The organism is Pseudomonas zanjanensis (assembly GCF_014268745.2).
GTDB classification, from domain to species: Bacteria; Pseudomonadota; Gammaproteobacteria; order Pseudomonadales; family Pseudomonadaceae; genus Aquipseudomonas; species Aquipseudomonas zanjanensis.
In genome coordinates this window covers 659507-672531 of the sequence record NZ_JABWRB020000001.1, presented here as the reverse complement: position 1 = coordinate 672531, position 13025 = coordinate 659507, and the positions used below count along the sequence as shown (strand labels likewise).

General features: G+C 61.9%; 14 protein-coding genes. 2 read left to right on the top strand and 12 right to left on the bottom strand.

Features of this window, described 5'->3' with window-relative positions; translation table 11 throughout:
- Positions 1–66: 66 nt before the first annotated feature.
- Both fliK and HU715_RS03150 read left to right on the top strand, forming a co-directional pair.
- Complete coding sequence (gene fliK / locus HU715_RS03155; RefSeq protein ID WP_186704690.1) at positions 67–1638, top strand: flagellar hook-length control protein FliK; 1572 nt, start codon at positions 67–69, stop codon at positions 1636–1638.
- Positions 1635–1964, top strand: coding sequence for an EscU/YscU/HrcU family type III secretion system export apparatus switch protein (locus HU715_RS03150; protein WP_186704689.1), 330 nt, complete (start codon positions 1635–1637; stop codon positions 1962–1964). Before fliK ends, HU715_RS03150 begins: the two co-directional genes overlap by 4 nt.
- A gap of 244 nt (positions 1965–2208) precedes the next feature.
- On the opposite strand, the gene HU715_RS03145 is transcribed toward HU715_RS03150, so the two are convergent.
- From HU715_RS03145 to fleN, 12 genes are all read right to left on the bottom strand, one after another.
- A complete protein-coding gene (locus HU715_RS03145) occupies positions 2209–2604 on the bottom strand; it encodes a DUF2802 domain-containing protein (RefSeq protein ID WP_003183966.1) in 396 nt (131 codons plus the stop codon).
- 1 nt (position 2605) lies between these two features.
- Positions 2606–3091 (bottom strand): chemotaxis protein CheW, encoded by a 486-nt coding sequence (locus HU715_RS03140; RefSeq protein ID WP_003199144.1) that lies wholly within the window; start codon positions 3089–3091, stop codon positions 2606–2608.
- A gap of 70 nt (positions 3092–3161) precedes the next feature.
- The gene (locus tag HU715_RS03135; protein WP_186704688.1) at positions 3162–4037 is read right to left on the bottom strand and encodes a CheW domain-containing protein; all 876 of its coding nucleotides are present in this window, start codon (positions 4035–4037) and stop codon (positions 3162–3164) included.
- A gap of 96 nt (positions 4038–4133) precedes the next feature.
- On the bottom strand, positions 4134–4925 hold the full coding sequence (locus HU715_RS03130) for a ParA family protein (RefSeq protein WP_053120309.1): 792 nt from the start codon (positions 4923–4925) through the stop codon (positions 4134–4136).
- A gap of 49 nt (positions 4926–4974) precedes the next feature.
- Positions 4975–5859, bottom strand: a complete 885-nt coding sequence (gene motD / locus HU715_RS03125) for a flagellar motor protein MotD (protein WP_186704687.1) — start codon at positions 5857–5859, stop codon at positions 4975–4977.
- Between the two features lie 15 nt (positions 5860–5874).
- Entirely contained in the window at positions 5875–6615 is a 741-nt protein-coding gene (locus tag HU715_RS03120; RefSeq protein ID WP_186704686.1) for a flagellar motor protein, read from the bottom strand.
- Positions 6615–7748, bottom strand: coding sequence for a protein-glutamate methylesterase/protein-glutamine glutaminase (locus HU715_RS03115; protein WP_186704685.1), 1134 nt, complete (start codon positions 7746–7748; stop codon positions 6615–6617). Before HU715_RS03115 ends, HU715_RS03120 begins: the two co-directional genes overlap by 1 nt.
- Positions 7749–7796: 48 nt before the next feature.
- Positions 7797–10055 (bottom strand): chemotaxis protein CheA, encoded by a 2259-nt coding sequence (locus HU715_RS03110; RefSeq protein ID WP_186704684.1) that lies wholly within the window; start codon positions 10053–10055, stop codon positions 7797–7799.
- 28 nt (positions 10056–10083) lie between these two features.
- Positions 10084–10869 (bottom strand): protein phosphatase CheZ, encoded by a 786-nt coding sequence (locus HU715_RS03105; RefSeq protein WP_186704683.1) that lies wholly within the window; start codon positions 10867–10869, stop codon positions 10084–10086.
- An 18-nt stretch (positions 10870–10887) separates the two neighbouring features.
- A complete protein-coding gene (locus HU715_RS03100; RefSeq protein WP_064378627.1) occupies positions 10888–11259 on the bottom strand; it encodes a chemotaxis response regulator CheY in 372 nt (123 codons plus the stop codon).
- Between the two features lie 167 nt (positions 11260–11426).
- A complete protein-coding gene (fliA, locus tag HU715_RS03095) occupies positions 11427–12170 on the bottom strand; it encodes an RNA polymerase sigma factor FliA (RefSeq protein WP_014337177.1) in 744 nt (247 codons plus the stop codon).
- Positions 12167–12997: a flagellar synthesis regulator FleN gene (fleN, locus tag HU715_RS03090; RefSeq protein ID WP_003184001.1), complete on the bottom strand. Its 831-nt coding sequence runs from the start codon at positions 12995–12997 to the stop codon at positions 12167–12169. The genes fliA and fleN overlap by 4 nt, the downstream gene beginning before the upstream one ends.
- Between the last annotated feature and the right edge of the window lie 28 nt (positions 12998–13025).

Genomic DNA, 13025 nt, shown 5'->3' with positions numbered 1-13025 from the left:
CGGGCGGCATTATACATGCCCTGACCTACTCTCAAGAGAGCTTATTTCCCCAAGGTAAGACCGCAAATGACAGGCGACATGAACATCCTGCCGCTGCCCCAGGCCACGGCAACGACGCGTATGCCAACGGTGACGGGGGAGCTGCTCAAGTTGCTGGCACCAGCCGAAGGGCTGATCGGGCCCGGCCAGACCGCCAAGGCCGAGGTGCTGTCGCTCAAGCAGGCGGACCAGACTTTTCAGCTACTGCTCAAGGTCACCCTGGAGAGCGGTCGACAGGCCACCGTGCAGGCCACCAGCACCCAGCCACTGCCCCAGGGCACCAGCCTGGCCGTGACCCAGCCGTCCGCCAGCAACCTGGCGATTGCCGTGCAACAGGCCGTTGCCTCCAGCGTTGCCACCTTGACGCGCATCGACACCGCGCAGATGCCGGTGGGCACGTTGCTGCAAGGCAAGGTGTTGACCAGCCAGGCGTTGCCCGCCTTGCCCGGACAGCCGGTGGTCTACCGGTCGTTGGTGAGCCTGCTCAACACCGCCCAGGCTGGCAGCACCCTGGACATCGACAGTCCCCAACCGCTGCGCATCGGCACACTCTTGAGCGCCCAGGTGCAAGATGCCCAGACGCTGAAATTCGTACCCCTGAGCAACCGTCAGGAGCAACTGGCGGTAAGCCAGCAACTGGTTACCCAAGTCAGCCGCCAGGGCTCGCTGGACAGTCTGATCACTGCGCTGCAAAACCTTCCCGTCACTGACGACACAGAAACACAGCTGCGCGCGGCGGTGACTCGCTTGCTGGCAGGCCTGCCGGATGTCCAGCAACTGAGCACGCCCAAGGGCGTGGCCCAGGCCATGATCGCCAGCGGTGTGTTCCTGGAAAGCAAACTGCTCGCCGGACAGCCACCGAGCCTGGCGCCGGACATGAAGGGCGACCTGCTGAAACTGATTGCCCAGCTGACACCGGCCCTGCCCGCCTCGACCAACCTCGGCGCCATCATTGCCGCCAACACGCTGGCCCAGGCCCTGCCGAGTTTCGTTCGCAGTGCCCTGGGGATGCTCGGCCAGGTCAGCGCCAAACCGTCGCCCACCAGCTTTCCGCTGCCCTCCCGGCAGCTGAAAGAGCAGGACGAAGAAGGCGACCTGGAACACCTGCTGCGCCTGGCCGCCGCGGCCGTGTCGCGCCTGCAAAGCCATCAGTTGTCGAGCCTTGAACAGACCGGCCTGACCGACGACGGTCGACTGATGAGTACCTGGCAGTTGGAGGTTCCGATGCGCAACTTGCAGGACATCGTGCCATTGCAGGTCAAGTTCCAGCGCGAGGAAACCCCGCCCCGGGAACAACCCGACGAACGCCGGGAAGAACGCGAGCCGAAACAGCAGCTCTGGCGGGTGGAGCTGGCGTTCGACGTGGAACCGCTCGGCCCCTTGCAGGTCCAGGCCCAGTTGCTCAGCGGCAGCCTGTCCAGCCAGTTATGGGCAGAACGGCCGTATACCGCGAGCCTGATCGAAAGCAACTTGACCGCCTTGCGTGAACGCCTTGTGACCTGTGGCCTGAACGTCGGTGACCTGGACTGCCACCTCGGTACCCCGCCCCAAGGCCCCAAGACTCGCCTGGAACAGCGTTGGGTGGACGAAACCGCATGACCACCCACACTGAACCCCGCCAAGCCATCGCCCTCAAGTACGACGGCCACCACGCCCCGACCCTCACCGCCAAGGGCGACGAGGCCCTGGCCGAGGAAATCCTGCGCATCGCCCGCGAAAGCGAAGTACCGATCTATGAAAATGCCGAACTGGTGAAGCTGTTGGCACGGATGGAGTTGGGGGACAGCATCCCGGAGGAACTGTACCGCACGATTGCCGAGATCATTGCGTTTGCTTGGAACCTCAAGGGCAAGTTTCCGCAAGGGTTTGACCCGCACGCACCGAGTGTCGAGAAGGATGTGACCGACCGCGGTGACGATTACTGATCAGTGGCGAGGGGATTTATCCCCGCTGGGTTGCGCAGCGACCCCATTTTTGCGGCTGCTGCGCACCCGAGCGGGGATAAATCCCCTCGCCACAGGGGCTGGGCTGGAAAGATTGGCGCCCCAGAAAACCTGTGGGAGCGAGCTTGCTCGCGATGACGGAATCACACCCGACATTTCTATCGACTGCCACACCGCTATCGCGAGCAGGCTCGCTCCCACATTGGTCTTGGGGGATAGCTAAAGATCAGCCGCCCTTGTGCAGCTTGCTCATCAACTCCGCCTCGGCCTGGGTCAGGCCGCAGGCTTGGGTCAGTTCGTCGACGCTGGCGCCCATGCCCACCAGGCGAGCGGCCTGGGCGAAGGACAGGCTGGAGGGGTCGCGCTGTTCCAACTGGGCGAGTTTGTCCGGCAACGGCGCGACCACGGCACGCAGCTCATGGAGCGCTTCGCCCATGCGCACGGTGCCGTTCTGGTAATCGTCGACGCGCTTGGCCAGGTCCTTGATGCGCTGGTCGCGCAGCGCATCGCCCTGGGCCTGCTGAGCGGCGATCTGCCGCTGGCCACGTATGTACGCCAAGAACATCGCCAGCGTGCCTGCCCAGAAAAGGAACAGGACAATGACTGCTACCTCAAGAATCAAATCAGATACTCTCCAGTTCCGACCACTCTTCTTCGCTCATCATCTTGTCCAGTTCAACCAGGATCAGCAACTCGTTGTTCTTGTTGCACACGCCCTGAATGAACTTGGCGGATTCTTCGTTACCCACGTTTGGCGCGGTTTCGATTTCCGATTGGCGCAGGTAAACCACTTCGGCAACGCTGTCGACCATGATGCCGACCACTTGCTTGTCGGCTTCGATGATGACGATCCGGGTGTTGTCGCTGATCTCGGCGTTCATCAGGCCGAAGCGCTGACGGGTATCGATCACGGTGACCACGTTGCCGCGCAGGTTGATGATGCCCAGCACATAGCTCGGTGCACCCGGTACCGGGGCGATCTCGGTATAGCGCAGCACTTCCTGAACGCGCATCACGTTGATGCCGTAGGTTTCGTTATCGAGCTTGAAGGTCACCCATTGCAGAATCGGATCTTCAGAACCCTTTTGAGACGACGCCTTATCATTCATACCCTGACCCCTCGAAAAACCGCCTGTGGCGGCGTGTATTCTGTCCGGCGACTGTGCGCCACCGGTTGTCTTATTTCGGTTTCTGGGCTGGCTTCTTGCTGCCACCCAGGTGTTTTGCCCCGCCGCTGGCGATCAGCTCCGCCAGTTCGGAAACGTCCAGCAAGGCGCACATGTGCTCGATCACCGTACCGGCCAGCCATGGCCGTTGCCCTCGATGGCTGCGCCACTTGATCTCGTTCGGGTCCAGGCGCAGCGAACGGCTGACCTGGTGCACCGCCAATCCCCACTCATAACCTTGCACCGAAATCACGTATTGCAAGCCCTGGCGAAAGTCGTCGCGATAACGGTCCGGCATCACCCAACGCGCCGTATCCAGCACCTTCAGGTTGCCGGCCTGGCTCGGCAGGATCCCGAGGAACCATTCCGGCTGGCCAAACAACGGCGTCAATTCCTGACCGGCCAGGGAATAAATCGATCCCAGGCAGACCAGCGGCACCGCCAGGGTCAACCCGGCCACATCGAACAACAAACACTCGAACGGCTCGGCCGCCCAGGCCGGACGGTCGTCGCCCGGCACCGGTGGCGGCGGACTGCTCGGCGGCAAGTGGACTTCCACCACCGGCGTCACCAGGCCCTGCAGCAACGGGGCGACGGTCGAGACCGGGGCCAGGATCGGCGCAGGTGCGTCCATGACCGCCAGTTGCGGCTTGATGAACGGTGCTTCGACCACCGCAGCCACTACTGATTTGCGTGCATCACGGGCCTGCTCTTCGAGCACGGCCGCTTGAAATTCATCCAGCACACCCTCGGCTTCGACGGGTTCGGGCAACGCCTCGATCACGCTTGGCGGCGGTGGTAGTTCTTCGGTCGCTTCCTGCAACAGCCCATCCAGATAGGACTGCAGGGCCATTTGCGGACGCGAGGTTGTCTTTATCGGGCGGCTCATGGGAACAGTGCGCCACTTGAAGAGGTTATCGGCATGAATGCGCTAGGACTTGAGTGCTCGCAAGCGAACACGATGCCAGTGGAAAGCCTCGTCACCTTAAGCCACCTGCTGCGGAACAAGCTGTTGGGCCAGCAGGTGCTTGAGCAGCGCCCGGTAAGCCAGTACGCCACGGCTCTTGCCATCGAATTGCGAAGGGGTCACACCGGCACGGCTGGCATCGCGCAGGCGCGTATCAACGGGGATATAGCCTTGCCAGATGTCCTCCGGGTACATGTCCCGCAAGACGCGCAGGGTGCCCAGGGACGCCTGGGTGCGACGGTCGAACAAGGTCGGCACGATGTTGAAGGCCAGCGTCTGCTTGCGCGAACGATTGACCATCGCCAGGGTATTGACCATGCGCTCCAGGCCCTTGACCGCCAAATGCTCGGTCTGCACCGGGATCACCAGTTGTTGGCTGGCTGCCAAGGCATTGACCATCAGCAAACCCAGCAACGGCGGGCTGTCGATGATCGCGTAATCGAAATCCTGCCACAGCTGCGCCAGACTCTTGGCGATCACCAGGCCCAGCCCGCTCTGCCCAGGCGACTGTCGCTCCAGGGTGGCCAGGGCGGTGCTCGACGGCAACAGGGAAATGCGCTCGTCGCTGGTGGACAACAGCAACTGCCCCGGCAGGCCCTCGGGCACCACGCCCTTGTGCAGGAACAGGTCGTAGTTACTGTGCTCCAGGCTGTCGGGATCGTAGCCGAAATAGCTGGTCATCGAGCCGTGGGGGTCCAGGTCGACGATGACCACGCGCTTGCCCGCCTCGGCCAGCAACCCGGCTAAAGCGATGGAAGATGTGGTCTTGCCCACACCACCTTTTTGATTGGCGACTGCCCAGACTCTCATTCGGATCGTTCCTCCCGGCCGAAACTGGCTCGACCGAGAAATAGCTCGGTTATAAAGCGGGTGACGGAGAATTGACGGCACTCTGTCTTCCCGGCGACTTGACCGGAGCCGGTGCAGTTTGTGTGCCAGCCCGCTTCAATGCCGCGTCCGGGGTTGCTTTGGCCGTACCGGTACCGGTCAGACTGCGACGCACATCGAGGTTGCGCGACACCACCAATATTACGCGACGGTTGCGCGCACGCCCCTCGGCGGTGGCGTTGTTGGCCACCGGCTGGAACTCGCCGTACCCCACCGATGCCAAGCGCCCGGGATTGAGTCCCTGCATCGCCAGCATGCGCACGATGCTCGCCGAGCGGGCCGAGGACAGTTCCCAGTTGGTCGGGTATTGAGCGGTACGGATCGGCTGGTCGTCGGTGAAGCCTTCGACGTGGATCGGGTTGTCGAACGGCTTGAGGATCGCCGCGACCTTATCGATGATGTTGAACGCCATGTCGCTGGGCATGGCATCGCCACTGCCGAACAACAGGCTGGAATTGAGTTCGATCTCGACCCACAGCTCGTTGCCGCGCACGGTCATCTGGTTGGAGCTGATCAGGTCGCCGAACGCCGCGCTGATGTCGTCGGCGATGCTTTTCAACGGATCGCTACTGCCGGCGATACCGGCGTCGACCTGCTCGCTGTCCTTGACCAAGGGTTTGGCCGGCGTGGTGGTCTTGGGCCGCTCCTCGCCGATCGGAATGGGCTTGAGAGCCCGGTCGGAATCAGTGAAGACCCCAATCAACGCCTCGGAAATGACTTTGTACTTGCCTTCGTTGACTGACGAGATCGAATACATGACCACGAAAAAAGCGAACAGCAGCGTGATGAAGTCGGCGTAGGAAACCAGCCAGCGTTCATGGTTGACGTGTTCTTCACGATGCCTGCGACGTGCCATGCTCCATATCCCCCATTAATCCATGAAGCCCTGGAGCTTCAATTCAATGGAGCGCGGGTTCTCACCCTCGGCGATCGACAGGATCCCTTCCAGCAGCATTTCGCGATAACGCGACTGGCGCAACGCGATGGACTTGAGTTTGGCCGCGATCGGCAGCAACACCAGGTTGGCGCTCGCCACGCCGTAGATCGTCGCGACGAAGGCCACGGCGATGCCGCTGCCCAGTTGCGACGGATCGGCCAGGTTGCCCATTACATGGATCAGGCCCATCACCGCACCGATGATGCCAATGGTCGGCGCGTAGCCGCCCATGCTTTCGAAGACCTTGGCCGCCTCGATGTCGCGACTTTCCTGGGTGTAGAAGTCCACCTCCAGGATGCTGCGGATGGCTTCCGGCTCGGCGCCGTCCACCAGCAATTGCAGGCCTTTGCGCGAATAGCTGTCGGGTTCGGCATCGGCCACCCCTTCCAGGCCCAGCAAGCCTTCCTTGCGAGCGGTCAGGCTCCAGTTCACCACGCGGTCGATGCCACCGGCCAGGTCGACGCGGGGTGGGAACAGAATCCAGATCAATATCTGCATGGCGCGCTTGAAAGCGCTCATGGGTGATTGCAACAGCGCCGCGCCAATGGTGCCGCCGATCACGATCAACGCCGCCGGACCGTTGGCCAGCGCGCCCAGATGACCGCCTTCCAGGTAATTGCCGCCAATGATGGCGACGAACGCCATGGTGATGCCAATCAGGCTGAGCACATCCATTACAGGCAGGCCTCGACCAGGTGTCGACCGATGTCATCCAACCCGTACACCGCGTCGGCAAGATCAGCTTTCACGATCGCCATGGGCATGCCGTAGATCACGCAACTGGCTTCGTCCTGGGCCCAGATCGCACTGCCGCCCTGCTTGAGCAGGCGCGCGCCTTCGCGACCGTCGGCGCCCATGCCGGTCAGCACCACTGCCAAAACTTTGTCACCGTAGGACTTGGCGGCGGAACCGAAGGTAATGTCCACGCAAGGCTTGTAGTTCAGACGCTCATCGCCCGGCAGGATTTTCACCGCGCCGCGGCCGTCGATCATCATCTGCTTGCCACCCGGTGCCAGCAACGCCAGGCCGGGACGCAGGATGTCGCCATCCTCGGCTTCCTTGACGCTGATGTTGCAGAGCTTGTCCAAGCGCTCGGCAAATGCCTTGGTGAACGCCGCCGGCATGTGCTGGATCAGCACGATGGGGGCCGGGAAGTTGGCGGGCAACTGAGTCAGGACCCGTTGCAGCGCCACCGGGCCGCCGGTGGACGTGCCGATCGCCACCAGCTTGTAGGCTTTGCGCTTGGGTGCCGGCGACGATGCACTGGCAGGCGCCGAACGCGTCGGCGCAGGTGCCGGGGCGCTACGCACCGGTGCAGGATTGAAGCTGCTCGAAGCCGTCGGCGCAGGCGCAGGGCTTGGCGCCGCCACCGGGGCGGGTGCCGGCGCGCTATAGGCACTGACACGGCGATTGCTGCGGGAAATGCTGTGGACCTTTTCGCACAGCAACTGCCGGACCTTGTCCGGGTTGCGCGAAATGTCTTCGAAATTCTTCGGCAGGAAATCCACCGCCCCGGCGTCCAGCGCATCGAGGGTCACCCGGGCGCCTTCATGAGTCAGGGAGGAGAACATCAAGACCGGGGTCGGGCAGCGCTGCATGATATGCCGCACGGCCGTGATGCCGTCCATCATCGGCATCTCGTAGTCCATGGTGATCACGTCCGGCTTGAGTGCCAGGGCCTGATCGATCGCCTCTTTGCCGTTAGTCGCGGTACCGACGACCTGAATACTCGTGTCCGCTGAAAGAATTTCCGAGACGCGGCGACGGAAAAAACCCGAATCGTCCACCACCAGGACTTTAACTACCATAAACACTCCGTTAGACGAGACGCGGCCCTGGGCCACGCCCCTCCAGAATCAAATACGCCGGGCGGCGTAACGCTTGAGCATGCTCGGCACATCGAGAATCAACGCGATGCGGCCGTCGCCGGTGATGGTGGCGCCGGACATGCCCGGGGTGCCCTGGAGCATCTTGCCCAACGGCTTGATGACCACTTCTTCCTGGCCCACCAACTGGTCGACGACAAAGCCGATCCGCTGGGTGCCCACCGAAAGGATCACCACGTGGCCTTCGCCCTGCTCGACGTGAGCAGCGGAGCTGACCAGCCAGCGCTTGAGGTAGAACAGCGGCAGCGCCTTGTCCCGCACGATGACCACTTCCTGGCCGTCGACCACGTTGGTGCGCGACAGGTCGAGGTGGAAAATCTCGTTGACGTTGACCAACGGGAAGGCGAAGGCCTGGTTGCCCAGCATCACCATGAGCGTCGGCATGATCGCCAGGGTCAACGGGACCTTGATGACGATCTTCGAGCCCTGGCCCTTGGTCGAGTAGATATTGATCGAACCGTTGAGCTGGGAAATCTTGGTTTTCACCACGTCCATGCCCACGCCACGGCCCGACACGTCGGAGATCTCGGTCTTGGTTGAGAAGCCCGGGGCGAAGATCAGGTTGTAGCACTCGGTATCGCTCAGGCGGTCGGCGGCATCCTTGTCCATCACACCGCGTTTCACCGCGATGGAACGCAACACATTCGGGTCCATGCCTTTGCCATCATCGGAGATCGACAGCAGGATGTGGTCGCCCTCCTGCTCGGCGGCCAGGATCACCTTGCCGCTGCGGACCTTGCCCGAGGCTTCGCGTTCTTCCGGCGACTCGATGCCGTGGTCGACCGCGTTGCGCACCAAGTGGACCAGCGGGTCGGCCAGGGCCTCGACAAGGTTCTTGTCGAGGTCGGTCTCTTCACCCACCAGTTCCAGGTTGATTTCTTTCTTGAGCTGGCGAGCCAGGTCGCGAACCAGGCGCGGGAAGCGCCCGAAAACTTTCTTGATCGGCTGCATCCGCGTCTTCATGACCGCGGTCTGCAGGTCCGCCGTGACCACGTCGAGGTTCGACACGGCCTTGGACATGGCTTCGTCCTGGCTGTTGAGACCCAGGCGCACCAGGCGGTTACGCACCAGCACCAGTTCGCCGACCATGTTCATGATCTCGTCCAGGCGCGCGGTGTCGACCCGAACGGTGGTCTCGGCTTCGCTGGCCGGTTTTTCCGCTGGCGCAGCCGCTGGAGCACGGGCTGGCGCCGGGGCGGCGGCAGCGGCAGGCTTGGCGGGCTCGGCCTTGGGTTCCGGTGCCTTGGCGGCGGGTTTGGGCGCGGCCTTGGCCGCCGGTGCGGCCGTCTTGGCGGCGGCAGGCGCGGCGGAAGCGGTACCGACCTCGCTGAACTTGCCCTTGCCGTGCAGCTCATCGAGCAGCGATTCGAATTCGTGGTCGCTGATCAGGTCGCTGCCTGCGGCAGCGGCAGCAGGTTTGGCCGGCGTCGGTGCCGAAGCGATGGCCGAATCCAGGGCGTCAACGGCAAAGGTGCCCTTGCCATGCAACTGGTCGAGCAACGCTTCGAATTCGTCGTCGGTGATGTCCGAGCTGTCGCCCGCCGCTTTCGCGGCGGCCGGGGCTGCTGGCGGGACAACGGCATCTGGCGCGAATTGGCCCTTGCCGTGAAGCTGGTCGAGCAGCGACTCGAACTCGGCATCGGTGATTTCGTCGCTGCCAGCCCCATTGCTGGCCGGTGCGGCCGGCGCAACCTGAGCGGCCGGTGCCTCGGCCTGGGCCTTGACGGCACTCAGGGAGTCCAGCAACTGTTCGAATTCATTATCGGTGATGTCGCCCGATTCTTCGGCGACCGGTTCTTCAACCACAGCCTCGGCAACCGGCGCGGCTTCGTCAGCCGATTGCGGCTCGGCCAGGCGTGCCAGCGCGGCGAGCAGCTCGGGGGTGGCCGGGGTAATCGGCGAGCGCTCGCGCACTTCGCTGAACATGCTGTTGACCGCATCCAGCGCTTCGAGCACCACGTCCATCAATTCCGAATCAACGCGACGCTCACCCTTGCGCAGGATGTCGAACACGTTCTCGGCAATGTGACAGCACTCCACCAGCTCGTTGAGCTGGAGGAAGCCGGCGCCTCCTTTTACAGTGTGGAAACCGCGAAAAATTGCATTGAGCAGATCCGCATCATCAGGTCGGCTTTCCAGCTCGACCAGCTGTTCGGACAGTTGCTCTAGAATCTCGCCGGCCTCAACCAGGAAATCCTGAAGGATCTCTTCATCGGCGCCGAAGCTCATTAATGGCTGCTCCTAAAATAGGGCTAAATCAAAATCCAAGGCTGGACAGCAAATCGTCCACATCGTCCTGACCGGACATAACGTCTTCTCTTTTATCGGCATGAATTTGCGGACCTTCACCCTGAGAGAGATGTTTTTGTGGATCTTTTTCAGCAAGTATCGCTTCACGGTCGTGTTCGATGCCTGCAAAGCGGTCGACCTGGCTAGCCATCAGCACCAGTTTGAGCAGGTTGCTTTCCACTTCGGTGACCAGTTGGGTCACACGCTTGATCACCTGGCCGGTCAGGTCTTGATAGTCCTGGGCCAGCAGAATGTCGTTGAGATTACTGGCCACGGCGCGGTTTTCGTTGCTGCTGCGCGTCAGGAAACCGTCGACCCGACGGGCCAGCTCCCGAAATTCTTCAGCACCGACTTCGCGACGCATGAACCGGCCCCAGTCGGTGCTCAAGGCCTGGGCCTCTTCACTCAGGCCATTGACCAGCGGTGTTGCGCTTTCCACCAGGTCCATGGTGCGGTTGGCCGCGGCCTCCGTCAGCTTGACCACATAGCCCAGGCGCTCGGTGGCGTCGGTGATCTGCGAGACTTCCTCGGCCTGCGGCATGTGCGGGTCGATCTGGAAATTGACAATCGCGCTGTGCAGTTCACGCGTGAGCTTGCCCACTTCCTGATACAGACCGCGGTCACGGGTCTGGTTGAGCTCATGGATCATTTGAACCGCATCGCCAAAGCGACCTTTTTCAAGGCTGTCGACCAGTTCGCGGGCATGTTTTTTCAGGGTCGATTCGAAATCGCCCATTGAAGATTCGTTGTCCATAGCTCCCCCGTGGCGCCGTTAACCGATGCGTTCGAAGATTTTTTCGATCTTCTCTTTCAACGCCTGGGCCGTGAAGGGCTTGACCACATAGCCGTTTACACCGGCCTGGGCCGCTTCGATGATCTGCTCGCGCTTGGCTTCGGCAGTCACCATCAGCACCGGGAGGTGCTTGAGTTTTTCGTCGGCGCGCACATGGCGCAGCAAGTCGATACCGGTCATGCCGGGCATGTTCCAGTCAGTCACCAGAAAGTCGATGCTCCCGCTGTTGAGGACCGGAATGGCTGTGACGCCATCATCCGCCTCGACCGTGTTGGTGAACCCAAGGTCACGCAACAGGTTTTTTATGATCCGCCGCATCGTTGAGAAGTCATCAACGATGAGGATTTTCATGTTCTTGTCCAATTCGACCTCCAAGCAGTCTTAAACGCGCCCAGCACCTGGACGCGCCATTTCAATCAATTCCGGCACAACACTCGACAACGGTCTGGAGCACAACGGATGGAAACTGACCCGGCAACGCCATGCCAGCCCCGCTCGCAGTGTCCCCACACTGCCTGTCAGCGCGCTCGCCACTCCCCCAAACGGCCCCGCAAGCGGGCCGCGCACTGGCTGTGTAACTGGCTGACCCGAGATTCGCTGACCCCCAGGACCTCACCGATTTCCTTGAGGTTCAGCTCTTCGTCGTAGTACAGCGCCAAGACCAGTCGCTCACGTTCCGGCAAATTGGCAATCGCATCCGCCAGCGCGCTCTGGAAACGTTCATCTTCCAGGTCACGTGACGGCTCCATGTGAGCACTCGCGTTATCCTCATGCAGCCCTTCGTGCTCGCCGTCCTGCAAGAGGTCGTCGAAGCTGAACAGGCGACTGCCCAAGGTATCGTTCAAAATCCCGTAATAATCATCGAGACTCAACTGGAGTTCGGCCGCAACCTCGTGATCTTTAGCGTCACGCCCAGTTTTAGCTTCGATTGCCCGAATCGCGTCACTGACCATGCGGGTATTGCGGTGCACCGAACGCGGCGCCCAATCGCCCTTGCGGACTTCATCGAGCATCGCCCCACGAATGCGAATACCGGCATAGGTCTCGAAACTGGCGCCCTTGCTGGCGTCGTATTTGTTCGACACTTCAAGCAGGCCGATCATGCCGGCCTGGATCAAATCCTCGACCTGGACACTGGCCGGCAACCGCGCCAGCAAGTGATAGGCGATACGCTTGACCAGTGGCGCATAACGCTCGATCAATTCGTATTGGGCGTCCCGTGCCGATTTTTTGTAGAGATGGTTGTAACCGCTGGCTGTCATAACACGGGCCCTGCTGTTTGTTGCACAAGACGCTCGACGAAAAACTCCAGATGCCCGCGGGGGTTGGCCGGCAGCGGCCAGGTATCGACCTTCTGGGCGATCGCCTTGAACGCCAGCGCGCATTTGGAACGTGGAAAGGCTTCATAAACGGCACGTTGCTTCTGGACGGCCTTGCGCACGCTTTCGTCGTAAGGCACTGCACCGACGTATTGTAGGGCGACGTCCAGGAAGCGATCGGTGACCTTCGTCAACTTGGCGAACAGGTTGCGTCCTTCCTGCGGGCTCTGGGCCATATTGGCCAGGACGCGGAAGCGGTTCATGCCATAGTCGCGGTTAAGCAGTTTGATCAGGGCATAGGCGTCGGTGATGGACGTCGGTTCGTCGCAGACCACCAGCAGCACCTCCTGGGCGGCGCGCACGAAACTGACGACCGAGTCGCCGATGCCGGCCGCGGTATCGATTACCAGCACATCGAGGTTATCGCCGATGTCGCTGAACGCCTGGATCAGGCCCGCGTGCTGCGCCGGGGTCAGGTGAACCATGCTCTGGGTGCCGGAGGCAGCCGGCACGATGCGAATCCCGCCCGGCCCCTGCAACAGCACGTCGCGCAGTTCGCAACGGCCTTCGATCACGTCCGCCAGGGTGCGTTTGGGGGTAAGCCCCAGCAACACGTCGACGTTCGCCAGGCCCAGGTCGGCGTCCAGCAGCATGACCCGTCGGCCAAGCTCTGCCAGAGCCAGGGACAAGTTCACTGACACGTTAGTCTTCCCGACGCCACCTTTGCCGCCGGTCACCGCGATCACCTGTACGGGATGCATGCTGCCCATGTTCGTTCTTTACCTTGTCTTCTTAGAC